Here is a 26,595-nt window from a genome sequence, read left to right as displayed (position 1 = left end):
AGCCCGCCTGCCCTGCTGCGTCGCTATCCTGCCCGCCCATGCGTGCCTTCTGCCTGCTCATCACCGTTGCCATGGCCCTGGCGGCCACCGCCTGCCAGCGCCCGCCTGCGGCACCGGCCACGCCGGAACAGGCGCACCAGCAGGCCATGCAGCGCGCGTTTGAACTGTGTGCCGGCTGCCACACCGTGCAACCCGGGGGCATCCACCGCTTCGGGCCGAACCTGCACGGCGTGATCGGTCGCCGCGCTGGCAGCCTGCCCGATTACGGCTACTCCGAGGGCATGCGCCGCGCCGATATCACCTGGACCGCACAGACCCTGGATGCCTTCCTGCAATCGCCCACCCATGTGGTGCCCGGCACGCGCATGTACAACGCCTTCCCCAGCGCCGAACGCCGCGCGCTGGTGATCGCCTACCTGCAGCAGCAGTCGGCTCAGTGAGCCAGGCGTTGCAGCTGTTGCCGCAGCCGTGCGACGAAGGCCTCGACCGCCGCGAACAGCTCCGCCGGATCGGATGCACCGGCGGCCTGCAGGCGTTCGACCAGCGCGCCGGCTTCGCTGGCCAGCGCCGCCGCACCCACCGCGCCCAGGCCGCCGGCCTGGCGATGCAGGTGCAACGCCGCCGTCGCCGGGTCGCCGCTCTGCACGGCACGCAGCACGGCGTCCAGATCACTTTCGCTGGCCAGCAGCAGGCTGTCGCGCAGCTGCTCGGCCACCGCGCGTGAGCCGAACCGCTGCTCCAGCGCCGCCAGGTCGGGCATCACCGCGCTGTCGCCGGCACGCTCCTGCGGCGGCGCAGTGGCAGTGAACGCCTGTCCCTGGGCTTGCCGCTGTCCCCGGGCCTGCGGCAGCCAACGCAGCAACGCCGCGCGCAGCGCTGCCAGCGTCAGGGGCTTGGCCAGCACCGCGTCCATGCCCGCCTCGCGGCAACGCCGCGCATCGTCGTCGAGCACGCTGGCGGTCAAGGCCAGCACCGTCAGCCGTGGCTGGCCATTGCGGCCTTCACGTTCGCGCAGCAGGCGGGTGAAGCCGAATCCGTCGAGGACCGGCATCCGGCAATCGGTGATCACCAGATCGAACGACTCGGTCAGCAACCGGTCCAGGGCCTGCTGGCCGTCACCCTCGAGCACGTAGGGCACGCCCAGCTGCTGCAGGCGCCAGGCCATCATTGCCTGGTTGGTCGGGTGATCCTCGATCACCAGCACCCGTGCCTGGCGCAGCGCGGCCGGCAGCAGCGCGACCTGGTCCTGCTCGGCCACCAGCGCGGCGGCATCCTCGCTGCCGGCTTCCACCAGCGACACCCGCACTTCAGCGCGCGTGCCTTCACCCAGCGCGCTTTGCAGGGTCAGTTCGCCCTCCATCATCTGCACCAGGCGCTGGCAGATGCTCAGGCCCAGGCCGGTACCCCCGTGGTCGCGCTGGATATAGGCACCCACCTGGGTGAACGGCTCGAACAGGTGCCGCAGCTGCTCCGGTGCAATGCCCATGCCGGTATCGGTCACGCTCAGGCACAGCGGTTGCACGCCTTCGTCCGAGGTCGGGCCCAGCACATCCAGCTGCAGGCGCACCTCGCCCTGGCTGGTGAACTTGATGGCATTGCTGAGCAGATTGAACACGATCTGGCGCAGCCGCACGCCATCCACTTCGTGGGCCGGCGCCAGCTGCGGATCGATCTGCACGTGCAGCGCCAGGCCCCGCGCGCTGGCCTGCGCGGACAGCAGGCGGCACACGCTTTCCAGAAGGGGCCGCAGCGGTTGCGGCACCGGCTCCAGGCGCAGTGCACCGGCTTCCAGCCGCGAGTAATCGAGGATGTCGTCGAGGATCTGCCGCAGCATCTGCGCCGAATCCTCGATCACGCCAAGGATGCGCTGCTGCTCGCCGTCCAGCGGCGAGTGCGCCAGGACCTCCAGCATGCCCAGCACGCCACTCATGGGCGTGCGGATCTCGTGGCTCATCGTGGCCAGGAAACGCGATTTGGCTTCCGCAGCCTGCTCGGCCTCCGCCTTGGCCGCCGCCAGCGCATCGGCCTGCAGGCGCGCCTCGCTCACATCCACCCAGTACCCGCTCCAGGTCACCGCGCCTTCCTCGGCGGCGTAGGGGCGGGCGTGGCTGCGCACCCAGCGCGGTGGATCGTCATCGCAGCACAGGCGGAACTCGAGCGTCAGTGGTGCGAACTGGCGTGCGGCCTGCTCGATCGCACGCACGATAACGTTGCGGTCGTCCTCCTCGATGCAGGTCAGCAGCGCCCGCGCGTCCTGCTCGGCCTGCTGCCGGGAGATACCGAACAGCGCCTGCAGATCGCCGGCGATGAACGGGAACGACAGGACGCCATCGGCACTCCGGCGCGCCTGGTAGACGACCGCAGGCAGGTTGTCGGTGACCTCGGCCAGGCGCTGCTCCAGCTGGCGCCGTCCGGCCACCTCGCGGCGCAGGCGCCAGTAGCCGATCCCGTACACCAGCAGCGCGGTCAGCAGCACCAGCAGCAGCGGCACGCCCCAGCTCAACAGCCGGCTCCAGTCGACGCCGCCGTGGTGTTCCACGGCCAGCCAGGCACTGCGCAGTGCCTCCCGGTTGCCCGGGGTCATCTGCAGCAGCAAGCGATCGAAGGTGGTGGCCAGCGCCGCATGACGGCGTTCGACCGCCAGCACCAGCTGGTCGTTGAAGCCGGCGGGCGCGGCCACCTGCAGCCGCCCCGGGAAGCGATCGCGCAGCAGATGGTCCACCAGCGCCAGGTTGCCGACATAGGCGTCGGCCTCGCCATCGAGCAGGCGCTGCAGGGCCTGTTCGGCACTGCGCGCGGCGATGATCCGGGCCTGCGGTGCCTGCTGCAGCACATAGCCGCGCACGCGCTCCGGGTCGGACAACAGCACCCGCTTGCCCTGCAGATCGGCCAGGCCCAGCACGACCCCGCCATCGCTGCGGGTCACGATCACGTTGGGCACGCTGATGAACGGTTGGCTGAACACCCAATCCTGTCCCAGGTAGCGCGAGTCCGAGGGGATGCCCATCACCGCCTGAAGCTCACCGCGACGGGCCTTTTCACGCACTTCGTACCAATCGTGGCTGCTTTCGGTCTTCAGGTTGGCCCCGGCCTGCGTCAGGCGGCGCAGGTACTCGCCCACCAGGCCACTGGGCTGGCCATCCTCGCCGGTGAACGACAGCGGTGCCGCGTTCGGCGCGAAGCCGATCTTCAGCGGTTGCTGCAGCACCCGCTTCTCGGCCTGGCTCAACGCCAGCGGAGCCGACGCCGACCATTGCGGCGGCAACAACCAGCGCTGCTCCAGCGCGTCGCGCTGGGCCTGGCTGGTCGCGGCCAGGGCCAGGTCCAGCGCTTCGGCCAGCGGTTGCTTGCTGGTGGGCACCCCGAAATGCAGCCGCTCGGGGGGCAGATCGCTGGGCCGCAGCAGCACCACCCCCTGCAGTCGCTGGCTGGCGATCAACTCGTTCGCGACGAAGGCATTGCCGATATAGACATCGGCCTTGTCGTCTCTGACCATCTGCAAGGCCGTCAGCGTGTCGATTGCGACAAGCTGGCGGGCGCGAGGGAAGCGTGCCCGCACCTGCGGGGCAGTCAGGAAATCGTGCTCGATCACCACCCGCAGCCCGTCCAGGTCCGGCGCCTCGGAGGCACGCAGATCACCGGGGCGGCCGACCAGGGCCAGCGGCGCTTCGCTGTAGGCGGCGGTATAGACCATGCAACGGGTACGGTCAGCGCTGAGACCGACATTCATCACCAGGTCGATCTCGCCACGGCAGGCCGCATCCAGCACGGAAGTCCAGTCCGGATAGCGACGGCCTTCAACCTTCACGCCAAGCTGGCCGGCGAGCAGCGCCAGATACTCCGGCCCCAGGCCGACCTGCTGGCCGTCGCGCAGGGATTCGAAGGGCGGCCAACCGCTGTCATACTGCCCCACGACGAGGGTCGGATGCGCCGCCAGGTACTGGCGCTGCACCTGGCTCAGCGGCAGCAGCCCGGACGCCCGCTGTGCCAGCGCACCGGGCATCACCAGCATGGCCAGCAGCAGGAGCAGCCCACGAACAGCCCACCTACCCATCTGCGTCGATCTCCCAGAATCCTGCCAGGATCCGCTAAGGTCGCGGTCCGGCGTGCACGATGGCCATACTAGAGCATGAGCTTGCGCATCATCATCGCAGACGACCACCCGGTGGTCCGTATCGGCACCCGCGCCGTCATCGAGTCGAGCGGCGTCGGCCGCGTGGTCGGCGAGGCTGACAGCGCGCAGGCGTTGATGGCCATGCTGGGCAGCCAACCCTGCGACCTGCTGGTCACCGACTACTCGATGCCGGGCAGCCCGCAGGCCGACGGCTTTGCCATGATCGGAATGATCCGCCGCCGCCATCCGGATCTGCCGGTGCTCATGCTCAGCGTCTCCAACAATCTGGCGATCCTGCGCATGGTGCTCGACAGCGGCGTGCTCGGCCTGGTCGACAAGAGCTCGTCGATGGACGAACTGCCGCAGGCCATCCAGGCCGTCTATCGTGGGCAGACCTACATCAGCCGCAGCCTGCGCGAGCGGGTTGAAACCGCGGGCAGCTGGCGCATGCGCGAAGGCGATGGCAAGCCGCTGTCACCACGCGAGGTGGAAGTGCTGCGCCTGCTGGGCACCGGCATGACCGTCAAGGAAATCTCGCTGCAGCTGCACAAGAGCGTCAGCACCATCAGCCGCCAGAAGGGCGATGCCATGCTGAAGCTGGGGCTGAAAGGCGATGCCGAGTTGTTCGACTACCTGCGCGACGGAAAAATCTGAACACCGGCCATCGCGCGGATGAACTTTCAGGCCGCCTTCATGGCGCGTGACGCTAGATGAATGCGCACGCCGCTCGGTCGGCCAGGCAATGTTCCGGCAATGTGGGAACGTCAGCGTGGTCTCCACGGCAGCCGGGGCGCCCCCCGCCCCTCCCTGCCCCGCGTGGCATGCACCTCACAGGAGAACCGAACATGCTCAGTACTTCCGCACTCAGCTTCCGTGGTCTGGCGATGGCCCTGGCACTGGTTGCCGGCGTGGCCGTGGTCAGCGATGCCAGCGCGATGTCGAGGAAGGACAAGCGCACCCTGGTCGGTGCGGTGGTCGGTGGCGTGGCCGGCAACCTGCTGTCCAACGGCGACCCGGCCGCAACCGTCGGTGGTGCCGTGGCTGGCGGCGCGATCGGCAACCTGACCACCTCCGACCGCCGCGACCGGCGCTACTACGACAACCGCTACGACCGCCGCTACGACCGTGGCTATTACCGCAGCGGCTATTACGACCGGGGTGACGACCGTCGCTGGCAGCGCGAGCGCTACTACGACAACCGCTACTATCACGACCGTGGCCGTCATCGCGGCTGGTAAGCACTCCGCCCTGCGGCACGGCGGCTGATCGCCTGACGACGGGCGGGTCCATGACCCGCCCGTTTGCGTTGCCGGCGGGCATCGCGTTGAATGCGCAGCCTTGGATGTGACTTCCCCCATGGGCTGCGGCATGACTTCCTCTTCCCACCGCGTGCAGGGCCTCAACAACGACGAGGTTGCCGCTGACTGGCCGCCGATCAGCGCGCAGCAGATCGGCTGGCTGTGCCGGCATTTCCCGCAGCTGGACGCGCATACCCAGCCCCGCTGGCACAGCCCGCGCCCATTGTCGGCCGCGGCCATCGTCGACGGACCGCATGGCCCGGTCTTCATCAAGCGCCACCACCACAGCGTGCGCAGCGCGTCCTGCCTGGAAGAAGAGCACCGCTTCATCGCCCATCTCGCTGCAGGCGGCGTGCCGGTAGTGCAGGTGCTGCCGGCAACCGATGGGCACACGGCGGTCGAGCACGGCCAATGGACGTATGAACTGCATGCGCTGGGCGTGGGCGACGACCTGTACCGCGATGCGGTGTCGTGGTCGCTGCTGACCGACGTCGCCCAGGCCCGCCAAGCGGGGCGCATGCTTGCGCAGCTGCACCGCGTTGCGGCCAGCCATCACGCACCGCAGCGCAGCACCCATCTGCTGGTCGCGCGTGACGACCTGATCCGCGCCGACGATCCGATCGCAGCGATCAAGGCCGACCTGCCTGCACGCCCGGGGCTGGCCCGTTACCTCGCACGCATTCCGTGGGAGGCGCAGCTGCGCCGCGACGTATTGCCCTGGCATGCGGACCTGGCCGGGCGCCTGCGCGACGAACCGCGCCTGTGGGCACACAACGACTGGCACGTGTCCAATCTGCTGTGGCGCGATGGCCAGGTCAGCACCGTGCTGGATTTCGGCCTGGCCTCACCCACCAGCGCGTTGTTCGACCTCGCCACCGCCCTGGAGCGCAATGCGGTGGCCTGGCTGGAGCTGGAGCGCGGCAGGGACGCGGTGCGCATCGATACTGCCTTGGCCCTGCTCGACGGTTACCGCGAGGTGCTGCCGCTGTCACCGGCGCGTGTGCAGCTGCTGGCCGACCTGCTGCCGGTGGTGCACCTGGACTTCGCACTGTCCGAAGTGGAGTACTTCGAGGGCATCACCGGCTCCACGGCCAACGCCGATGTGGCCTGGCAGCCCTTCCTGCTGGGGCACGCGGCATGGTTCCACAGCGCACCGGGGCAGGCACTGCTGCAGGCGCTGCGCTCCGCGGCATGAGCCGGGCGCTCGCAAATCCGTACCATTTGTAGTGAAATGGGGATCTGAAGCGGGGGTGCCTGGATCTGCCAGGCTGAGAGAGTCCCTTGGAACCTGATCCGGTTTGCACCGGCGTAGGGAGCTTTGAGCCGCAGCCACACCCCCCGTTCCGGGCCGGTGCCCCTGCGCGCCGTCGCTTCGTCTCCCTTGTTGTCCGAAGACGAACCGAATGAACCGCTGCCTGCGCCCCACCCTGCTCGCCGTTGCCCTCTGTGCCGCGCTGCCGCTGCATGCCAGTGAGTCCAATGCCTCCCCCGACCCGGCCGCCACCGGCGCCGAGCGTTCGCCGACCGAACTGGCGGCGGTGCGTGTGCAGGCCGGCAAGCCGAAGACGGATACCTCGCGCGTCAACGCCTTCGGGGGTGGCAGCTGGAAAGACACGCCGGCCTCGGTGAACGTGCTCGAGCGCGACTACCTCGAGCGCCGCCAGGTGCGCACGCTGTCCGAGCTGGCCAGCAACGATGCCTCGCTGGGCGACGCGTATGCGCCGGTGGGCTACTACCAGAACGTGGCCATCCGCGGCTTCGCACTGGACGCGGCCACCGGCTACCGCTTCAACGGCCTGTCCATCGCCGGCGAACAGCGCTTGGCGCTTGAGAACGTGCAGACGGTGGAAATCCTCAAGGGTGAGGCCGGCCTGGCCGCCGGCGTGATGGCGCCCGGCGGTATCATCAACTACATCGGCAAGCGCCCGGCCGAAGTGCGCACCGCCACGCTTGGCACCGATTCGGAAGGCTCGCGCTACGTCGCTGTCGATGTCGGCCACTGGCTCACCCCGCGCTTCGGCCTGCGCCTGAACGCTGCCTGGGATTCCAGCAATTCCTACGTGGAACACGCCGATGGCCGCCGCAACTTCTATTCGCTGGCCGCCGACTGGCTGATCGGCGAACGCGGCAAGCTGGAGGTGGATGCCAACTACCAGACCAGTTCGCAGCGCTCGGTATCGGGCTATCAGCTGCTGGGTGCGCGCGAACTGCCGCGTGGCGTCGACCGCGAGCACCTGCTCGGCTACCAGCCGTGGCAGCGCCCGGTGGATATCGCCAGCACCAACATCAGCGCACTGCACACCTACGACTTCAACGAGGCCTGGCAGTCGCGCGTGTCGATCGGCCACAGCCGGTCGGTGATCGATGACAACGTCGCCTTCGCCTACGGCTGCTACTACGCCGTGCAGTGCGCCGATGGCAGCGTGCCGGGCAACTACTTCGCGCCCAATGGCGACTACGACATCTACGACTACCGCAGCCCGGACGACACCCGCCGCAACCAGCAGGCCCGTGCCGAGCTGCGTGGCCGTTTCGAGACCGGCAGCGTCGGCCATGAGCTGACCGTCGGGGCCGACGACTTCCGCCGCACCGTGGACCGGCGCCCGAGCGTCAACGAGTACGTCGGCACCAGCAACATCCAGCAAGCACCAGTGCCGCTGTTCGAACCGTCACCGAAGATGCCCGGCCCGTCCGCACGGCGCCTGGACAGCCGCCAGACCGCGGTGTTCGCACTGGACCGGATGAGCTTCGGTGATGACTGGCAGTGGCTGGCCGGCGGCCGCTTCGTGCGCCTGGACGAGCGTGCCTACGACAAGCGCGGAAACCCGCAGCGGCACAGCCGCCTGTCGCGCTTCCTGCCGCAGACCGCGCTGGTGTGGAAGGCCACCGACCAGCTCAACGCGTACGCCAGCTACGTGCGCGGCATTTCCCTGGGCCAGGAAGCGCCGTTCTGGACCAGCAACGCCGATACCTTCCTGCCGTCGGTGCAGTCGCGGCAGCTGGAAGTGGGCGTGAAGTACGTGCCGGTCGAGGCGCTGACGCTGGGCGCAGCCGTGTTCCGCATCTCGCAGCCGTACCAGTACGCCAGGCCCGACAGCAGCGACGTCGGTTACACCTTCGTCGAGGAAGGCACGCAGACCCACACCGGCCTGGAGCTGACCGCCAACGGCCAGCTGACCGATGCACTGCAGATCGTGGCCAGCGCCAGCGTGCTGCAGGCGCGCGCGCGCGACACCGGCACGCCGGCCTATGAAGGCCATCAGCTGGTGAATGTGCCGAAGCTGCGCGCCAGCGTGCACGTGGCCTACGCGCTGCCGTTCGTGCAGGGCCTGGATGTCACCGGCGGCTGGCGCTATGCCGGTGCCAACGTGGCCCGCGCCGACGGCGGCGTGCGCGCACCGGACTACTCGGTGTTCGACGCTGGCCTGCGTTTCCAGCATCGCCTGCACGAGCGTGCGGTGACCTGGAACCTGTCGGTGGACAACGTGTTCAACCGCTTCTACTGGCGCGATACCGGCAGCAGCGGCGGTGACTACTACCTGTTCCCCGGCGCACCGCGACAGGCGCGCCTGTCGGTGACGTTCGCGCTGTGAGCAGCGTGATGCTGGAGTGGAGCGCCGCGCTGTGCAGCATCCTCGGCGTCTGGCTGATGGCCCGGCGCCAGTTGGCGGCCTGGCCGGTGGGCCTGCTGTCGGTGGCGCTGTATGGGCTGGTGTTCGCCGAGGCCAAGCTGTACTCGGACACCCTGCTGCAGGTCGCCTTCGGCGGCTTCCTGGTCTACGGCTGGCTCAACTGGCGGCAGCACGCCGCCGACGAGGGCAGCGTCCGCATCGTGCCGCTGGCGCGTGGCAAGCTGCTGCGCGACCTGGCCATCGGCCTGTGCGGTGGCGTGGCGCTGGGTGCGGCCATGCACACCTTCACCGATGCGGCACTGCCGTGGCTGGACGCCATGCTGACCACGCTGAGCCTGGTCGGCCAGTGGTGGCAGGCACGCCGCCACGTGGCCTGCTGGTGGGTATGGATCGCGGTGGATGTGGTCTACGTCGGTGCCTACCTGTTCAAGTCGCTGCACGTGACCGCCGCGCTGTACGTGTTCTTCCTCGGCCTGGCCGTGTTTGGCCTGCGCGCGTGGCAGGCCGCCGCGCGCGCACCGCAGGTGGCGAGCACGCCGACCACATCCACGTAATGCGCCCAACCGCCGCTCAATGCGGCGTGCGCAGCAGACTGTCGATGATCCGCTGCAGATTCTGCGGCTCCCCGTTGGTCACAATCTCGCCCTCGATCTGCACATACGGAAAATGTGAGACTTTGTACGCGACACCTTGCCACTCGGCGCTTACCCGCGCGGCACTGCGGGGATCAGCCAACGCGTTATCAAGCTGCTCGTCCAAGCCAAACCGAATGGCCACATCGCGCACCCGCTCGGTGTTCTGCAGGCTGGTGCGATGTTCCAGTCGCGACGCCCACAGTGCGGCCGCGACGTCGCTTTCCTTGCCCTGCAACGCCGCGAGGTCGTGCAGGATCACCGCCGCCGGATCGGTCGAAGGCGCGGCCACGTAGTGGGTCCTGATGACCAGCGCAGTGCCGTACCTGCGCTGCAACGCGGGCACCACCTCCAGACTGAAGGTCTGGCAGGCCGGACAGGTGAAGTCTTCATAGACATCCAGCGCGACCTGATTCAAGGTGCCCGGCCGAAGATCTACAAGCGCACTGTAGCGACCCTCCACGCCCCTTCCGCCCACCACGTCCGTGCCTGGCGTGCAGCCACCAACGCTGAACGCCAGCAGCAGGCAGGCCATCGACGCTGCAGAGCGCGTCATACACCCCCCCGGGTCACGGCCGGCACCGTCCCGTCAAACGCGAATGCAGACGGCACATGCAGTCTCGCATCGTCAACCAGCGCTGCGGCCGCGTCGAGCATGCCAGCCTGGTCCAGTCGGGCCAGCTCGACATCATGTGCATACATCTGTCGGGCAAACTGCCAGTAGACGATTTCCTTGTCCATGATGCTCTCGTAGAACTTGAAGACTTTCAGCATGGTGCGGTAGTTCAGCAGACCAGTCTCCACAACCCCTTCGCCTTCAAAGGGCTCGCAACAAGCAATCTGTGGCCCGATCTCGGTCCTGAACCCCATGCCCTTGCCCTGTGGTCGGCAGACGACAGGTAGGATGGTGGCCCCGGTCTTGCGCGCCAACACGGCCGTACCCATCATGATGTTCATCGCCCGGCCACAGAACGGAATCTGCAGCGTCTCTAGCTCATCCTTGAACACGTCGGGCATGATGATGACCGCAGCCCCCTGCTGGAGGCTTCGCAGCGCCCGTGCCAGACCCTGCCGGTTGTCGTACAGAATGCTGACCCCCGACTGGGGATCATCCAGCCAGATTCGACGACACAGACCATCAAAGACATCGTTCCCCGGATGGGTGGCAGGGTCGCCATAGAAAATGTGGATGTCCCGGTGCTGGCGCACACGTTCCACGAGCGAGACGATGGTATTGATGTACAGGCCATGGTGGGGAAGCGCCAGCAACAGGCCATTCGGACTCGCCAGCGCTTCATCCAGTGCGGCGTAGTTGGATCTGTCCAGCGACGAGGTCATGCGCAGCACACCTTCACGGGAGATGGTGCGCCAGATCTTGCTGATGACCTTCTTCTGAAGGTACCAATGATAGAACTTGCCGAAGCGACACCCCGAACGCGCGCATGCCACCTGTAGTGCACGTTGGTCCTGGTCGCTCAATGGCGTTTCCAGATAACGTTCAAGCCACAGAACACGCCTGTCCAGCCATTGCAGCGGCGCCAACAGGGCAACCAGATAGGAGGGAAGGAACATCTCAGCGTCGCGCCTCAAGCATGCGCTGCTCCACATCATCAACGCAGCCGAGGGTTGCCCGGCCTGCGGTGTCCAAGGGTCGCTCTGCGTAGCGGTGGTAGACAGCCGACCGCAGGAACCCCGAGCGCATGCGCGCCTCGCGGATACGCCCCGGCAGCGTACGTTCGACCTGCCGTTCGGCCAGTAACCAGTCCGGCCCGAGAGACGCAGCGTGCTCGAAATATCGCCGCAGCAGTGCAAGCGCATCGTCCACCGAACCGGGAGGCGGCAGCGACACTTCCTGCGTGCCCATCGGCAGGTTCAGGGTGTAGCCATATTTTGCGAACAGGATGGATTCAAAGCCGGAGTAGAACGTCCTGCCACCGTCGTGCTCGCAGGGAATATTCGCGATCTCGGGGCCGAACAACTGGTCCGAGAAGATGATCAGCACTGGGCAAGCCTCTCCCCGCCGCAGCGCGGCCAGTACCTGCAAAGGCTGCCTGGCACCATCGACCAAGGTGGCAACGAAGGGAACACCGGGATGATTGCGGACGACCGCCGCAACGGCGCTGAAGTTCGCCCGTGTCGATGGCAGCAGATAGGCCACCTTGTGCGACCCAGGCGCCGAGCAAGCAGCACTGACCATATCCAGCAGCAAGCGACCAGCGCTGCTGTCTCGTTGCAGGACCATGACACTCCTTGTCGATATTCCCTTTGCGAAGGGGCATGCGACGAGATGTCGATGCACCCGACGATCAGCTACAGCATTGCCTCGTTACGAGGCAATGCCGATACAGCAGTTACTGGGGAACGCAATCGTTGCCGTTCGATCCGCAGCAATCGCTGCAGAAGTCGATGCGCTTGCCGCGCGGCCCCACAAAGTTGAACGCCGTGGTGATTTTCTCCACGAGCTCTGCACTGGCTTCCAACGCCTGTTCCAGAGCAGTTGCCTGCTGCATCGCTGCGATACTCATGCAATTCATCTCCATATAGTCAGCACAAACCTGAACGTCCGTTCAGGTCTGCCGAATCTAGAGTGTTTAGTGACGCTGCGCAAGATCCTTGGCCAACTTCGCCGCCGTCCGCGGATCAGGCGTGGAAGTCCCACTCTGGGTGGGGACGTCGGTAAACAGCGGCGTGACCGCAAAGCCATCGTCGCGCAGGGCCTTTGCAAGCCCGGTAGCGTTGATCAGGTCACGTGCCGGCAGCGTCGAGAAAACGGTCGCATTGTTCCGCAGCGCGTTGCGCACAGCAGCCAGCCACGTTGCGTCCACATTGGCGTAAGGGTCATCAACACCGGAGCTGCGCGCCATTGCCTCGTTGGTCAAGCGTGCCCAGCAGCCTTCGATGGGAACATAGCGCTGCTCAGCGTCGCGATAGCGCTGGATGTCCCCGGCAGCCCAAGCCTCGGCTGCAACCGGAGCAAATTCCAGATACGCCTGCAGTACATCCAGCGTACGATCCAGACACTGCGCATCGGCATCGGCTGCGACATCAAACTCCTTGAGTGCCCGGCGCAGATTGTCATTGGGTAGACTGTAGCGGGCATCCAGACGCTCCAGTCCCGAATCCCGCGTCGCCTTGGCAATGACTGCGCCCAGCGAAGGGACGTCGGTCAATCCATGCTGCTTGAGTGCAGCGCTGTACAACGCATAGGCCGCGTACATCGGTCGCTGTTTCTCCACGCCAGCGTCCTTGCCGATGTACCTCGCCTTCAGTGCTACCCATTTTTCGTAGGTCTGCGCGGGAACCACCTCGGACAGGGTACGCCCACCTGGGTTCTTCTGTGCGTTGCGCATGCTGGAAACGAGCGTCAACCCTTTCAGCATTCCTACGCCATCACCTGTACGCAGTCCGGGGCCGGTAAGGACGACCTCGGACTGCCGGATGTAATCGCGAACGGAGCCGGTGACCAGAACTCCCGATTCGGGAAGCGGCAGTTGGGTACCGAGAACGATAAGTCTCTTGCCGTCCTTGCTGAAAAGCCACATCGGCGGCGACTTGACCCCGACCTGGACAGGTGCCAAGTCGACCGTGGCGGCCGGTACGGCAACCTGATCGCCGGCGCGCGCCGGTGCTGCCATTGTCGTGGACACCAGTGCCAATGCGCACGTTGCGAACTGAAGCAGTTTCATCGGCACAAACCCTTTCCATGCGTTGTCCGTGCCGACGAGACTACTGGATACGCGGTCGGTGCGCTAGCTGCTAGGCTGCAGGTCGATCATCAGGGAATCGGGGAACCATGGAAGGTCCCGCGCAGGCCGAAGACGGGTATAAGCACGCAGCGTCGACGCCATTACGCGCCGGGGCATGGGCGGTCCTGCAGGAGGCCGTTCGGCAGCACCCGTGGCTGCTGTTGGGCTGGGCGATGGGGATCGCGGTTTCCTGCACATGCACCCTGCTGTTTCCCTATCTGGTATCCCTGTCGATCGACCGCTGGCGGATGGATGCATTGGCATTGTCCGTGCTGTGCGCTGTCGCTGCCGCACTGGCCTGCAGTACGGCTCTGCGTTTCTACTGCATCACGCTTTTCGGTGAGTTCACCGCAGCCCACTTCAAGCGCACCCTGCTGGCCCACCTGCTCAGGATGGGTGGCGAGTTCTACGACCGTACAGGTCCGTCAGTACTGATGACGCGCATGACCACGGACGTTGGATTGATCCGGTTCGCCCTGGGCGGTGCCTGCTCGGTCGCGGCACGTTGCCTGGTGACTGGAGCCGGTAGCGTGGTCATGCTGTGGGTGAGCAACGCACATCTGGCGCTGTGGTTGCTGGCTGCACTTCCTTGCCTGCTGCTGCTGATGCTTGCCGGCTCTGTATGGCTGAAACGCAGGGCTACCCAGCTTCAGGAGGCAATTGTTGAGTCCACTGCCATGGCCAGCGAACGCCTTGCCGCTTACAGGGTGGTGCAGTCGTTCTGCCGGGAGACGCAGGAAGCCGCCACATTCGCACAGGGACTTGCCCGTGGTGGAAGCGCGGCCCGCCGGCTTGCCATCGCCACGGCACTGGTCCAGTCCGGCACGTTGCTGGTGATCGGCTGCAGTATTGCGCTTGCATTGCTGGAGGGTGCACTGCTGCGTGAACAAGGTGTCATGAGCAACGGCGAACTGATCCAGTTCGGACTGTATTCGGGCGTGCTCGTGCTGTCTGCAGTCGAAGCATCACACGCACACAGCATGCTGGTGTCGGCAAGGGCGGCGCTTCAGCGCATTGACGCCGTTCTGCGTGAACCGGTCGTCGACGTACGTGCGGGGATGGACCGCGTCGCTGAAGGCAATGAGGTGGTTTTTTCCAAGGTGGCGTTCGCCTATCCCGGACGTCTGGACCACCGCGTGCTTGCCGATATCAGCTTCCGCGCACGTTCGGGAAGAATCACTGCTCTGGTGGGCGCATCGGGCTCCGGCAAGTCCACAACGTTGTCACTCTTACAGCGCTTCTATTCGCCTTGTGCCGGACAGATTCTGGTCGGCGGTTTGCCGCTTTCCGAAACGCCCATCGAAGCCACTCGGGCACAGATCTCGGTTGTCCCCCAGTTCCCAACAGTCCTCAGGATGTCGCTGCGCGAGAACATCGCCTACGGCAGCATCGCTGTCAGCCCGGACGCGGTGCTTGGCGCAGCCCGATGCGCGGGGCTGGACCTGTTGGCGGATACATTGCCCCTGGGATATGACACCCCATTGGGTGCGGGCGGACATCCAGTGTCAGGCGGCGAAGCGCAGCGCATCGGCATTGCCAGAGCACTGCTTTCCGCATGTCCCATCGTACTGATGGATGAACCAACCTCGGCCCTCGACGCGCAGGCCGAGCGTGATCTGCTGGCAATTCTGCGCCGTCTTGCGGGCCAGCGGACAGTGCTGGTCGTGACGCATCGTCCCTCCGTCATGGCCGCAGCGGACCATGTCGTCCTGATCGAAGGCGGAAGAGTGGTTGCCGAGGGAGCGCCCACCGCGCTGTTATCGGTTCCGGCTTACCAGCACGCCCTGCGCGCCGGCCTGCAAACGAAGGCCGCCTGCCATGCTTAGTCGCCCAGGTCGGCCAGCACCTTGCGCGAGGGCGCAAAGAAGGTCACGCCGGTGGTGGCGGTGGAGAAGTCGAGGATGCGGTCGTGCAGCGGCGCCGGATTGCCGATGAACATGCGCTCGAGCATCGTCTCGATCACCCACAGGCGGCGCGTGTAGCCGATGAAGTAGGTGCCGTACTCGCCACGGCCCGGATTGGCGAACGGCATGTTGTCACGCAGGATCTCGTGCTCGCCGTCGGCGTCTTCGATGGTGCACAGGGTCTTGTGCGATTTCTGCGCATCGGCCGGCGCATCGTCCAGCTCGATGTTGTCGTGCTTGGTGCGGCCGATGATCGCTTCCTGCGCCTCGGTCTTCTGCGCGCGCCAGGCATCGAGGTTGTGCAGGTACTTCTGCACCACCACGTAGCTGCCGCCGGCATGTTCGGGGTCTTCCTCCCCCACGATCGTGGCTTCCGGCAGCGACAGCCCTTCCGGGTTGGCGGTGCCATCGACGAAGTCGAGCAGGTCGCGGCCATCGAAATAGCGGAAACCGGCCACGTCATCGACCGCTTCCACCGCATCGCCGAAGGCCATCAGCAGGTTGCGCTCGAACGCCACGATCAGGTCCATGGTGCGCGCCCGGATGTGGTACAGCAGGTCGCCCGGGGTGGACACGGCGGTGTGGGTGGCGCCCTTGATCTCGCGGAACGGGTGCAGTTCGCGCGGCGGCGTGGTGCCCACCAGCGGTTGCCACACGCGATGACCAATGGCCACGTTGCAGGTGAAGGTGCGCTCGATCTCGCGGATGGCGGTGTTCTTGATCAGGTCATCGGTGCTGGCCAGCACCTCGCGTGCCCTGGCAATCGACGCCTGGTCATCCTTCACCTTCAGCACCAGGAACGCGGCCGAGTGGGTCAGCGGCGCAGTGATCTGCTGCGGCTCGTTGTCGGGCGTGTGGTTGAGGGCGGTGATCGGTGCGGGCTGGGAGTTCACGGCAGTTCCTGCGGGCTTGAGGCGGGCGCATCGCGTGGCGATGTGCGGGCGATCATAGCCGAACCACCTGCACGCGGCCGGAGCGGTTCTCGTTCCGCTGGCGATGGCGCGCGCTACGCCTGGGTCAGCTGGAACTGCTGCCGGCCCGTCCGGGCGATGCGCAGGCAAGGGCCTTCCAGCAGGCCGCACTCGCGCAGCCAGCCGAACACCTCGGCCGGGCACCACTCGCGCCCCGCCGAGAAGGCCACCCCCAGATCACGCAACGCGGCGAACATGCGGGCCTTGGCGGCATCGTTGGCGATAGGGGCATGCAGGACCGGCGGCACGCCCGCGAAGCCCAGCGCACGCAGCGCCGGCTGTGCGGTGGTGTCCACAAGCACCACCTGCACGGTGTTGCCATCGGCCTGCTGCACGTAAGCGCAAGGGAAGGTCTGCATGCGAATTCCGCCATCCGGTGGACTGACAGTATGCCCGTGCATCACCGGTGCCCCAGAGGTCCCGGAAAAAGTGAAGCCCGGCGCGAGGCCGGGCTTCGGTTGGCGTGTGGGAGAGAGAGAGAGTCACACGCCAGCACAACACGCACTAACGACAGGCGTTTGTTACCAGGTGAAGCGCGGACCCACGAACCACTCGCGGTCGCCGGCCTTGGCCAGCTTCACTTCGCCACTCAGGCCCCAGTTCTGGTTGAACTTGGCGGTGGCGCCGACGCGGCCGTAGAACTCGCCGTCCGGATTGATGCCGTGCTTCTTGCTGAAATCTTCGTAGCCGGCCAGCACATAGCCTTCCACGTACGGGTTGAACGCGGTGCGCACGCCAACTTCAGTGGAGTAGCCATTGAAGTCCAGGCCACGCTTTTCGTCGTACTTCTGGTACGCGACACGGGCCACCAGGTCGGTGTTCGGTGCGATGCCGTAGTTGTAGCCGACACCCAGGCGCCACTGGTCGACGTCATTCTTGAACTTGTCGGTCTCCTGGGCGCTGTAGTCGCCGAAGACGTGGAAGTTCGGGTGCACCGCCACCGAACCCTTCACCTTCCAGCCGTCGGCGTCGCCGCCCTTGGCATCGGTGTTCACGTAGCCGCCTTCAACGTAGTTGTACGACAGGCCGTCGGTTGCCGATGCAGCGAACGGCAGAGCAGCCAGAAGACCCAGGGCGAGCAGCGAATTCTTGTTCATCGGGACACACCTTTAATTATTTTGGTTTCGCCGGCCGCCTCCCGGGAGGGGGAGGGAGAGAAGGCGGTCGACAGGTGTGAATTATCCGTTAGGGGGTCTAATCGACCCTGAATATTGAACTGACTGGTATATAAATAAGGCTGGCGTTCAGGGAACTCTGCGTGGGTCAGCCCGTCCTCCGGCGCGACTCCACCGCGCTATCGTGGCGGTCTCTGCATGGGGTTGGGGAACCTGATGAAGCCGTCATCGATTGCATCGCACGTTGCGCCGCGCCGCCTTTCCGGATTGCTGCAGGTAGTGCTGCCCATGCTCCTGCTTGCTTCTGCGCTGCCCGCGCGGGCCGCCGGGGGCGCGCCTGCCGCCGAACACGTGGTCATCCAGACCGAGGATGTCGCGCGCTTCTTCCAGGTGCTCGACGCCAGCAAAGGACGGCCCAGCGCGCAGGATCTGCAACGCCACTACCTGGACCCCGGCAGCAAGGCGTTGCACGGTTTCACCGCAAGCCGCATCGGTTCGATGGAACGGCTCGCGCGCGCGATCCAGGACAAACCGGCCCTGTTCGAGAAGGCGCGCAGCTGCGCGGGCGCCCTGCCCGCCATCCGCACCCGCGTCGCCGCCGCGCTCGTCCGGCTGGGCACGCTGCTGCCGGACGCTCGGTTCCCACCGGTAACGGTGCTGGTGGGCCGGGGCAACAGCGGCGGTGTCACCACGCCCGACGGTGTGGTCATCGGACTGGAAGCGTTGTGCAACGCCGACTGGATGCAGTCCGATCTCAGCGATCGCTTCGTGCACCTGATCGCCCATGAGTTTGTGCACATCCAGCAGCCCGGTGCAGGCGCGGAGGTCGCGCAACCGACGCTGCTCTATCAGACGCTGCTGGAAGGAGGCGCCGAGTACGTGGCCGAGCTGATCTCCGGGCAACCGGCCAATGCGCATCTGCGCCGCTGGACACAGGGCCGCGAATGCGCGCTGGAACGCCAGTTCGCCCTGGACAGTGCCGGCACCGACCTGTCGCAATGGCTCTACAACGGGCCCGGCGATGAAACGCGCCGCGGCGATCTTGGCTACTGGATCGGCTACCGCATTGCCGCCGGCTACGTTGCACGCGCGCCTGACCGACGCAGCGCCATGGCCACGCTGCTGAAGGTGCGTCCGGACAGTGCGCCGGCGCTGCTCGCTGCAAGTGAATGGCGCCCGGCGTGCGGGCCAGTGGAAAACAGGTAGAAGTGACGGCGTCTTCAGGCTGATGAATTGGGCGATTCGAGCAACCACAAGGCCGCCGCCTGGGTGCGGACCCGCTCGCCTGATCTCACTCGTTAAGCTTTGCTGACGGACATATTTCACAGCCCTTCCACGTCTTCCAATTCCAGCTGAAAGCGCTTGTCAGCCTGGGGAACAAACGCCGCTATATTCCAGCTTCCCCAGACGAAGGAGGGAGTGCAATGAACCTGAACCCGCAACACATGAAGACGGCCCGCGCACTTGCTGTAGCGCTCATCGCAACCGTCAGCCTTGGCGCCTGTGCGTCTTACAAGAACGAGTTTGCCACCATCAACTCGCGCCTCGACCAGCTCGATGTAAAGGTGCAGGGCGCCGCACAGAGCGCTGAATCCGCCAACCAGTCCGCACAGCAGGCCAACCAGCGTCTGGACCAGATTGAAGGCCGCGTGCAGCAGCTTGAAAGGGCTCCGGCCGGCCGCAAGCCGCGCGGGTAACCGCTCCCACCGTTTGAATTGATCCACATCCGTACCGGGAACCAGTGGCCTTCGCCGGCCACTGGCATCCTTCCACCGATGATTGCATGCAAGGAGCTGTCCCATTCGTACTTCCTCCTCCCCTGCACGCCGCGCCCTGCACGCCGCACTGGCCATGGCGCTGGCCGTCGCGTGCAGTGGCATAGCCAACGCAAAGGATGCGAAGGACGACGCACCTGCACACCCCGCCGCCATCGATGAACTGCCGCAGGACCAGGGCGTATCGGAGACGGTCATCGAACTGGCCGGCTGGGTCGTCGCCAGCAAGGACAACCAGGGGTACCCGTTCGCTGTGATGGACAAGGCCGCAGCACAGGTGCTGGTGTTCGGCGGTGACGGCAAACTGCGCGGCGCCGCCCCGGCCCTGTTCGGTTCGGCCATCGGCGACCATTCCGCACCCGGCGTTGCCAAGCTCGCACTGAGCGCGATTCCCGGCCACGACCGCACCACGCCTGCCGGCCGCTTCATCGGCGGCTACGGCCCTTCCGACGATGCCGGACGCGTGCTGTGGGTGGACTACGATTCGGCGGTCTCGCTGCACCCGCTGCCGCCGGGCACGCCGAAAGAGAAGCGCGCCGAACGGCTGGCCTCGCCCTCGCCCGACGACAACCGCGTCACCCACGGCTGCATCAATGTTTCCGCCACGTTCTACGAGCAGATCGTGGCGTCCACGTTCCAGAAGGGCGGTGTGTTCTACATCCTGCCGGACAGGGATTCGATCGCGAAGACGTTCCCCGAGTTCGCGCAGAGCCGCGGCGAGGGACAGGGTAAAGATGAAAAGGACGAGCGCAGCGCAGGCAGATAGCCCGACGCCGGAGCGACGCGTAGAGCTTGAGCTCACGTTCCTCGCTCCGGAACAAGGTGGGCGCTCTCAACCGGCATCGGCCAACGGCTATCGGCCGCATCTGCGCGTGCCGCCCGATGACACGCTGCTGGGCGTTGCGTTCGTGGGCGCCGACACTGTTTTCCCGGTTGGGCGTCCGCTGACTGCCATGGCCACGCTGGTTTATGCGCCTGCCGTTTCGTATGCGGCACTGCAGCCGGGTGCCTCTGTTGAGATATGCGAGGGTGCACGCGTGGTCGGTCACGGGCACGTCGTTCGGTATCTGATCTGACCGTTCCGTTTGCACTCAGAACGCGCAGATCGGCACGCGGATGCGGCCGGAGGACTGAGCTGGCGCGCGCCGCGCGCCGGGCTGCGGATTACTCGCAGGTATCGCCTTCGTCCTTCAGCAACGCTTCGTCCAGCGGCCGTTCGCGCTCGATCAGCGCGCGTTGTTCGGCGCTCGGCTCGCCCAGCCACCACACCTTGCAGCGCGCGGTGAGGCGACCGACCATCGTCGCCTGCGTGGGCGAGTACAGCATCGCCAACGCAGTGCCGGGGCAATCGTGGGCCTGGCAGGCGGTGTAGAACCACCAGGGTTCGCCCTGCAGCACCCGCAGCTCACCCGGCCCACTGGGCCCGCTCAGCAGGCGTTCGCGCAGCGACGCGACGTCCTTGCCGGCGGATTCGGCGTCCTGCGTACCCTTCATCAATGCATCGAATGCGGCCAGGACCTTCGGGTCCGCGCGGCCGCAGTCGTCCACCGTGTTGCCGCCGACCAGGGTGAAAAAATGGGTCGCCAGCGGGTTGTCCTGGCAGGTCAGTTCGCCGCCGGCGCCCTGGGCGTCCGGCTCGCCTTCGTTGTCCCACACCGCAGGGTCCACGCCTGCTTCGATGGACGCTTCGTTCCCGGCCACGGTGGCGGGGGCAGCCGGTAGTGCGGCGGATGCGGCGGGGGCAGCCGCAGGCGTCGTTTCGACGTCCTTTTCCGCTGCCTGCCCGCACGCCGCCAGCAGCGCGACCATCGATGACATCGCAATCGCTCGAATCTTCATTCCCTGTCCTGTTCCGTCCATTCGATACCCGGCGCAGACGCACGTTGCGCACCGACCGGAGACACGATTGTACGGATACCGGCGGCGCGCGGCGGCGACCACCAGGCCGCCGCCGCGGCATCGATCACGGCGGCAGCGTCTTCTGCACGCTGATCTGGATGCCCTGGTTGTCACCGCTGCTGCTGTCGAGCTGGTTCTGGTACTCGGCACGCAACGTCCAGCCCTTCAGCGTCTGCAGGCCGATGCCAGCACCCAGCAGCGTGTGGTTGCGCGACTGGCGATCAAGCGTGGCGCGGTAGACCGGTCCGGACATCAGGTCCACATAGCGCATGAAGGCCTGGCTGGAGCCGTGCATGTCGTGGCCGAACTCGGCGCGCAGCTGCGGCGTCCACATACCGTAGTCGCGCTTCACCAGCCACTGCGCCAGCACGCCGGCGGTGGCAGTGCTGGTGTTGACCGTCTGCCGCTGGTAGTCGAGCGCATACACCTCGTCGCCATGCTCGCGGTAGCCATCCAGCGTGGCGCGTGCCAGATCCAGGCGGCCATACGGCGTCAGCAGCAGGGTATCGCGGCGATGCTGGTAGGCGGTGGAGAACGAAGCGAACCACTGCGTGCCATCGCGGCTGCCGTAGGCGGTGTTGCCGTTGTCGGTGATGAAGCGACGCGCGTCGAACTTCAGCCACTGGTAGCCGAGCAGGCCATCCACGTAGAACCCGCCTTCCGGATGGAAGCTGCCGTAGGCGGCCACGCTGTAGCCGTCCACGGTGCTGCGGCTGCCATTGCGGCCGATATCCGAGGCATCGTGGCCATAGCCCAGGCCGGCGCCGAGGCTGAGCGACGGACTCATCTGCCGGTCGGCACCCAGGCTGACGCCGGAGGTGGTGAAATCGATGCCGTTGCTGCTGGCGCCGGGCTTGAGCGTGCCGAAGTTGACCGCACCGCCGGTCCAGAACGCGAAGCCCTCGGCGGCGGTGGTGCCGGCGGCGGGCGCGACACTGCCCTGCAACACCGGTTCGTCGATCATCGACAACGCTTCGCCGCTGGCGCCGATGCCCTTGCGCAGCAGATCGTCCTGCTGCGTACGGCGCTGGCTGCTGGCCGAACTGAAGGTGATGCCGTTGCTGAAGCCGGCAGCAGCCCCGCCCGCGCGCAGGCTTTCCAGGCGGCGCTGGAAGTTGTTGATCTGACCGATGGCCATGCGCCGCGCACCTTCGGCCTGCGCCTCCAGCACGCCCAGCACTTCGGCATCACGCGAGGGATCGCTGCGCGGCTTGACCATCACATCTACCGTGCCCGGCGCCGACGTGGCGTACGCGTTGCTGAGCGTATAGGTGATGCGCACCGCACCACCGAAGGTCGCCGCCGAGGTAAACGCCAGCGTATAGCCGGCACCGCTGGCGGTGATGGTGGCGCTGCCTGCATCGGCCGGCGACACCGAGACCACGGCTGCGGCGGTGAATGGGCCACCGCGCGCGCTGGAGGTGAGATCCACATTGACCACGCGCCCGGCAATGGCGGTGGCGGTGAGCGCGGGGGCCACCGGCCGTGGGTTGACCGTCACGCTGATCCGCGCGGGTGCCGACGCGCCGAATGGATTGCTGAGCGTGTACTCGAAATCCACCACGCCGGAGGCATCGGCATCGGCGCTGTAGACGATGCTGCCGCCCTGCACCACCGCGGTGCCGGACGAGGGTGCGCGGCTGATGGTGAGCGCAGTGAACGGGCCATTGATCGCCCCGGCCTCGGCCTGCACGGTCACCGACTGCCCGGCCAGTACCGTCGCACTCTGCGCTGCCGCCACCGGCACCGCCAACGGCGTCACGGCGACGCTGACCGTAGCCGCCACCGAGGTGCCCCCTGGTCCGGTGGCGATGTAGGTAAAGCTGTCGTTGCCGAAGAAGTTGCTGGCCGGCGCATACGCCACGTTGAGCCCATTGACCGTGGCCGTGCCGTGCGACGGTGCCTGAGCGATGGCAATGCTGGTGATCGGGCCGGTGTCGTTGGCGGTGACCTCGATGCTGGCCGTTGCATTGGCCGGCGTGGTGGCTGCATCGTTCACCACCACCGGTACCGGCTGGTTGATGCCCACCGTGAACGGCTGGCTGCCGCTGAAGCCGAAGCTGTCGGTGGCGGTGAGGGTGAAGCTGTAGCTGCCGGCGGCGGTGGGCGTACCGCTGATGGCGCCAGCGCTGCTGAGCGCGATGCCCGGCGGCAACGCGCCGGCGCTGAGGCTGTAGGTGAAGCTGCCGCTGCCACCGCCTGCGCTGACGGCCTGGCTGTAGGCCACCGCCACCTGCCCGCCTGGCAACGTGGTCTGCACGAACACGATGGCCGGCGCGTTCACGGTCACGGTATAGGCCTGGTTGCCGGTGAAGCCGAAGCCATCGGTGACGCGCACGGTGAAGCTGTAGTTGCCGAGGGTGGTCGGCGTGCCGCTGATCAGGCCGGCACTGCTCAGGGCAATGCCCGGCGGCAACGTGCCGGCGGTCAGGCTGTAGGTGTAGCCACCATTGCCGCCGCTGGCGCTGAGCGGCTGGCTGAAGGCGATGCTGCCGGTGAGTGCGGGCAACGTCGCCGGCGCGATCGTGATCGTCGGCGCGTTCACCGTCACGGTATAGGCCTGGCTGCCGGTGAAGCCGGCGCTGTCGGTGGCGGTGACGGTGAAGTTGAAGTTGCCGGTGGTGTTGGGTACGCCACTGAGGATGCCGGCGCTGCTCAACGCGATGCCCGGCGGCAGTGCGCCCGCCGACAGGCTGTAGGTGTAGCTGCCGACACCACCGCTCGCGGTCAGCGTCTGGCCGTAAGGCACGCCGCCCGAGCCACCCGGCAGCGTGACCGGGGCCAGCGTGATGGTCGGCGCATTGACCAGCAGGGAATAGCCGCGGCTGCCGGTGAAGCCATTGCCGTCGGTGGCCAGCACGGTGAAGTTGAAGGTGCCGGCCGCGGTCGGCGTGCCCGACAGCACGCCTGCGCTGTTGACGCTCATGCCGGCCGGCAGCGCGCCACTGCTAAGGCTGAAGGTATAGGTGCCGTTGCCACCGCTGGCCGTAATCGTCTGCGAGTAGGCCACGCCCCCCGTCGCCGCCGGCAGCGTGGTCGGATCGACCAGGACAGTCGGTGCCGACACCGCCAGCGTATAGGGGCTGGTCACCGAGAAGGGTGCGCCGGTACCGGTGGTGCTGTCGGTGACGCGCACCGAGAAGATGAAAAGACCGGACACCGTCGGCGAGCCGGACAACGTACCGGTCGGCGACAGGGTCACGCCGTTGGGCAATGCACCCGCGCTGATCTCGAAGAGGTACGGCGCTGTGCCATTGCCCGCGCTGAAGGGGACGTTCAACGGTGCGCCGGCCGTGCCGGAGAGGGTGCCCGCCGGCGGCGTCAGTGTCAGCGACGGCGCACTCACGTTGAGGATGTAGAGCTGGCTGCCGGTGTAGGGGCCGCTGCCGCCACTGCTGTCGGTGGCGGTGATCGTCAGCGGGAAGGTGCCCGCAGCCGTCGGCGTACCGCTGATCACGCCTGCACTGGACAGGGTGATGCCTGCCGGCAAGGTGCCTGCCGTCACCGCATACGTGTAGGTGCCGCTGCCGCCGGCGGCCGTCAGGTTCTGGTTGTAGACGACACCGGCACTGGCCGCCGGCAGAGTGGGCGGGGTGAGGGTGATCGTCGGTGCATTCACCGTCAGCAGCACCGGGCCACTGGTGGCGCTGACGGGTCCGCTGCCACCACTGCTGTCGGTCACCGTTACCGTGAAGTTGAAGCTGCCGCCGGCGCTCGGCGTGCCCGACAGGGTGCCGTTGGCGGACAGGGTGATGCCCGGCGGCAGGCTGCCCGATGCAATCGTGTAGGTGTACGGCGCGACGCCTCCGCTGGCGTTGGCCAGCGACTGGCTGTAGGCCGCGCCGACCGTCGCCGCCGGTGGGTTGGCCGGTGCATAGGAGAGCGTTGCTGCGGCAATGGTCAACGCCAGCGTGCCGCTGGTGGCATTGAACGGCCCGGTGCCGGTGCTGCTGTCGGTGGCGCGCACGGTGAAATTGAAGGTGCCGTTGGCGCTGGCGGTGCCGGACAGCGTGCCGTTGCTGGCCAGGGTGATGCCAGGCGGCAGGCTGCCGCTGGTGATCGAGTAGCTGTACGGCGACGTGCCGCCGCTGGCGCCGGCCAGCGACTGGCTGTAGGCCAGCCCGACCGTGCCCGCTGCCGGGCTGGATGGCGCGTAGATGATGGTGGCCGGCGATACAGTGAGGGTCACAGTGGCGGGTGCCGAGGTACCGCCGGCATTGGTGGCGGTGTAGGTGAAGCTGTCCGGGCCGGAATAGCTTGCGGTGGGCGTGTAGGTGATGCTGGTGCCGCTGGCGGTCGCCGTGCCGTGCGTGGCCGCGCTGGCGACTGCGACCGAGGTGGCCGTGCCGCCGGAGAGGCTCAGGGTGATCGGGTTGTTGCTGCTGCCATGGGCCACGGTGGCGCTGACCGCGCCGGCCACTGGCGGAAGGACGTTCTGCACGTTGATCGACAGGTTGGCCGCCGAGAAGAACGGCGTCGGCGTGCTGCTGTCGGTGATGCGCACGGTGAAGTTCTTCAGGCCCAATGCCGTGGGCGTGCCGCTGATGGTGCCGTTGCTGGCCAGTACCAGCCCGGCCGGCAGGGTGGTGCCACCGTCCAGGAGGTAGCTGTAGGGCGCCGTGCCGCCGGCACCGGTCAAGGTGAACGAGTACGGTGTACCGATCACCGCAGGGCCGGGTGCGTTGGTCACGCTGATGGTCGGTGCGGCGATCGTGACCGAATAGCTGGCGGTGCCGGTGAGCGGCGTGCCTGCAGTGTTATCGGTCGCGGTGACCGAGAACGCGAAGGAGCCCTGCGTGGTCGGCGTGCCGGACAGCACGCCACCGGTACTCAACGTCAGTCCGGTCGGCAGTGCACCGGAAGTGACGGCATAGCTGTAAGGCGCGGTGCCACCACTGCCACTCAGCGTGGCACCGGCATAGGGCGTGCCCACCGTTCCGCCAGGCACGGTGGCCGGCGAAATCGTGATCGGCGATGCGGCGGCCTGGATGTACACGGTGACCAGCACAGAGTGCGAGCCGGTACCGTCGTCGAACGCAAAGGTGTCGGTGGTCGATCCGTTGCCGCTGTGGGCATAGGAGATCTTCGAGGCGGCATGGCTGGTGACGGTGGCCGTCCCGTTGCTGGCCGGCGTGGTCACATCGCCGATGCCGAAGCCGGCGACGCCCTGGCAACTGGACGCGTCGATGATGATGGTGCTGCCGGCGGCCATCGGCGAGCCCGCGCTGGCATTGGACGGCGTGAACGTTGGGCACGCCGCGCGTGCGATATCCGGCAGGGCGAGGGTAGCGCCCAGCAGCAGGATTGCTCCCAGGTGGCCCCAGAAACGACGGCCGAGCCCATGGCGCATCGCGTCGCGATGCATCGACTCTGCGTGCCACATGTTGTGCCCCCTGCTTGCCCGCCTTCCCGGCAGGCGCTGCGCCGCGTGGCGCGAGTGAGAAAACCGCCGTGGCCCCCGCACGGGCGCCGCGGTTCCTGACCTCCCCACCCTGCAGACTCCCTGGCC

21 protein-coding genes and 1 riboswitch are annotated in these 26,595 nt (G+C 66.8%); of the genes, 10 read left to right on the top strand and 11 right to left on the bottom strand.

Features of this window, described 5'->3' with window-relative positions; translation table 11 throughout:
• Positions 1 to 38 precede the first annotated feature (38 nt).
• Positions 39 to 440 carry a c-type cytochrome gene (locus ARC23_RS06380; RefSeq protein WP_057496462.1) on the top strand — a complete coding sequence of 134 codons (402 nt, stop codon included), beginning with the start codon at positions 39 to 41 and terminating at the stop codon, positions 438 to 440.
• Here the strand turns inward: ARC23_RS06380 and ARC23_RS06375 are convergent.
• On the bottom strand, positions 434 to 4,054 hold the full coding sequence (locus tag ARC23_RS06375; RefSeq protein ID WP_057496461.1) for an ATP-binding protein: 3,621 nt from the start codon (positions 4,052 to 4,054) through the stop codon (positions 434 to 436). The two genes, ARC23_RS06380 and ARC23_RS06375, sit on opposite strands and share 7 nt — an antisense overlap.
• 75 nt (positions 4,055 to 4,129) lie before the next feature.
• On the opposite strand from ARC23_RS06375, the gene ARC23_RS06370 reads away from it, so the two are divergent.
• The 5 genes from ARC23_RS06370 to pnuC all read left to right on the top strand — a co-directional run bounded on the left by ARC23_RS06370 (position 4,130) and on the right by pnuC (position 9,598).
• Entirely contained in the window at positions 4,130 to 4,768 is a 639-nt protein-coding gene (locus tag ARC23_RS06370) for a response regulator (protein ID WP_057496460.1), read from the top strand.
• A 191-nt stretch (positions 4,769 to 4,959) separates the two neighbouring features.
• The gene (locus tag ARC23_RS06365; protein ID WP_057496459.1) at positions 4,960 to 5,352 is read left to right on the top strand and encodes a glycine zipper 2TM domain-containing protein; all 393 of its coding nucleotides are present in this window, start codon (positions 4,960 to 4,962) and stop codon (positions 5,350 to 5,352) included.
• A 130-nt stretch (positions 5,353 to 5,482) separates the two neighbouring features.
• On the top strand, positions 5,483 to 6,607 hold the full coding sequence (locus tag ARC23_RS06360; RefSeq protein WP_057496469.1) for a phosphotransferase enzyme family protein: 1,125 nt from the start codon (positions 5,483 to 5,485) through the stop codon (positions 6,605 to 6,607).
• Positions 6,608 to 6,648: 41 nt separating this feature from the next.
• Positions 6,649 to 6,744: riboswitch (TPP riboswitch) on the top strand.
• Positions 6,745 to 6,815: 71 nt separating this feature from the next.
• A complete protein-coding gene (locus tag ARC23_RS06355) occupies positions 6,816 to 9,005 on the top strand; it encodes a TonB-dependent receptor (protein WP_057496458.1) in 2,190 nt (729 codons plus the stop codon).
• An 8-nt stretch (positions 9,006 to 9,013) separates the two neighbouring features.
• Positions 9,014 to 9,598 (top strand): nicotinamide riboside transporter PnuC, encoded by a 585-nt coding sequence (pnuC, locus tag ARC23_RS06350; RefSeq protein ID WP_057496468.1) that lies wholly within the window; start codon positions 9,014 to 9,016, stop codon positions 9,596 to 9,598.
• A 16-nt stretch (positions 9,599 to 9,614) separates the two neighbouring features.
• Here the strand turns inward: pnuC and ARC23_RS06345 are convergent, their stop codons facing one another.
• From ARC23_RS06345 to ARC23_RS06330, 5 genes are all read right to left on the bottom strand, one after another.
• A complete protein-coding gene (locus ARC23_RS06345; protein ID WP_057496457.1) occupies positions 9,615 to 10,211 on the bottom strand; it encodes a DsbA family protein in 597 nt (198 codons plus the stop codon).
• 17 nt (positions 10,212 to 10,228) lie between these two features.
• Complete coding sequence (locus ARC23_RS06340) at positions 10,229 to 11,248, bottom strand: LpxL/LpxP family acyltransferase (RefSeq protein ID WP_057496456.1); 1,020 nt, start codon at positions 11,246 to 11,248, stop codon at positions 10,229 to 10,231.
• 1 nt (position 11,249) lies between these two features.
• Positions 11,250 to 11,918 (bottom strand): hypothetical protein, encoded by a 669-nt coding sequence (locus tag ARC23_RS20980; RefSeq protein ID WP_057496455.1) that lies wholly within the window; start codon positions 11,916 to 11,918, stop codon positions 11,250 to 11,252.
• Between the two features lie 109 nt (positions 11,919 to 12,027).
• Positions 12,028 to 12,201: a hypothetical protein gene (locus tag ARC23_RS20975; protein ID WP_160321653.1), complete on the bottom strand. Its 174-nt coding sequence runs from the start codon at positions 12,199 to 12,201 to the stop codon at positions 12,028 to 12,030.
• 66 nt (positions 12,202 to 12,267) lie between these two features.
• Positions 12,268 to 13,362: a TraB/GumN family protein gene (locus ARC23_RS06330; protein ID WP_057496454.1), complete on the bottom strand. Its 1,095-nt coding sequence runs from the start codon at positions 13,360 to 13,362 to the stop codon at positions 12,268 to 12,270.
• Positions 13,363 to 13,469: 107 nt separating this feature from the next.
• Between ARC23_RS06330 and ARC23_RS06325 the strand changes: the two genes are divergently transcribed.
• The gene (locus ARC23_RS06325; protein WP_057496453.1) at positions 13,470 to 15,248 is read left to right on the top strand and encodes an ABC transporter ATP-binding protein; all 1,779 of its coding nucleotides are present in this window, start codon (positions 13,470 to 13,472) and stop codon (positions 15,246 to 15,248) included.
• Here the strand turns inward: ARC23_RS06325 and ARC23_RS06320 are convergent.
• From ARC23_RS06320 to ARC23_RS06310, 3 genes are all read right to left on the bottom strand, one after another.
• Positions 15,245 to 16,219 (bottom strand): Dyp-type peroxidase, encoded by a 975-nt coding sequence (locus ARC23_RS06320; RefSeq protein WP_057496452.1) that lies wholly within the window; start codon positions 16,217 to 16,219, stop codon positions 15,245 to 15,247. The two genes, ARC23_RS06325 and ARC23_RS06320, sit on opposite strands and share 4 nt — an antisense overlap.
• A 113-nt stretch (positions 16,220 to 16,332) precedes the next feature.
• On the bottom strand, positions 16,333 to 16,656 hold the full coding sequence (locus ARC23_RS06315) for a hypothetical protein (protein ID WP_057496451.1): 324 nt from the start codon (positions 16,654 to 16,656) through the stop codon (positions 16,333 to 16,335).
• 162 nt (positions 16,657 to 16,818) lie between these two features.
• Entirely contained in the window at positions 16,819 to 17,394 is a 576-nt protein-coding gene (locus ARC23_RS06310; RefSeq protein WP_057496450.1) for an OmpO family porin, read from the bottom strand.
• A gap of 297 nt (positions 17,395 to 17,691) precedes the next feature.
• Between ARC23_RS06310 and ARC23_RS06305 the strand changes: the two genes are divergently transcribed.
• From ARC23_RS06305 to ARC23_RS06295, 3 genes are all read left to right on the top strand, one after another.
• A complete protein-coding gene (locus ARC23_RS06305) occupies positions 17,692 to 18,618 on the top strand; it encodes a DUF2268 domain-containing putative Zn-dependent protease (RefSeq protein WP_411847894.1) in 927 nt (308 codons plus the stop codon).
• Between the two features lie 218 nt (positions 18,619 to 18,836).
• On the top strand, positions 18,837 to 19,109 hold the full coding sequence (locus tag ARC23_RS06300) for a hypothetical protein (RefSeq protein ID WP_010487149.1): 273 nt from the start codon (positions 18,837 to 18,839) through the stop codon (positions 19,107 to 19,109).
• Between the two features lie 154 nt (positions 19,110 to 19,263).
• A complete protein-coding gene (locus tag ARC23_RS06295) occupies positions 19,264 to 19,953 on the top strand; it encodes a L,D-transpeptidase (RefSeq protein ID WP_057496448.1) in 690 nt (229 codons plus the stop codon).
• Between the two features lie 398 nt (positions 19,954 to 20,351).
• On the opposite strand, the gene ARC23_RS06290 is transcribed toward ARC23_RS06295, so the two are convergent.
• Both ARC23_RS06290 and ARC23_RS06285 read right to left on the bottom strand, forming a co-directional pair.
• The gene (locus ARC23_RS06290) at positions 20,352 to 21,026 is read right to left on the bottom strand and encodes a hypothetical protein (RefSeq protein WP_057496447.1); all 675 of its coding nucleotides are present in this window, start codon (positions 21,024 to 21,026) and stop codon (positions 20,352 to 20,354) included.
• 124 nt (positions 21,027 to 21,150) lie between these two features.
• On the bottom strand, positions 21,151 to 26,451 hold the full coding sequence (locus ARC23_RS06285; RefSeq protein ID WP_238985202.1) for a putative Ig domain-containing protein: 5,301 nt from the start codon (positions 26,449 to 26,451) through the stop codon (positions 21,151 to 21,153).
• Positions 26,452 to 26,595: the final 144 nt, after the last annotated feature.

Source organism: Stenotrophomonas beteli (genome assembly GCF_001431665.1).
Classification (GTDB): Bacteria; Pseudomonadota; Gammaproteobacteria; order Xanthomonadales; family Xanthomonadaceae; genus Stenotrophomonas; species Stenotrophomonas beteli.
This window is presented reverse-complemented; position numbering and strand designations above follow the sequence as displayed.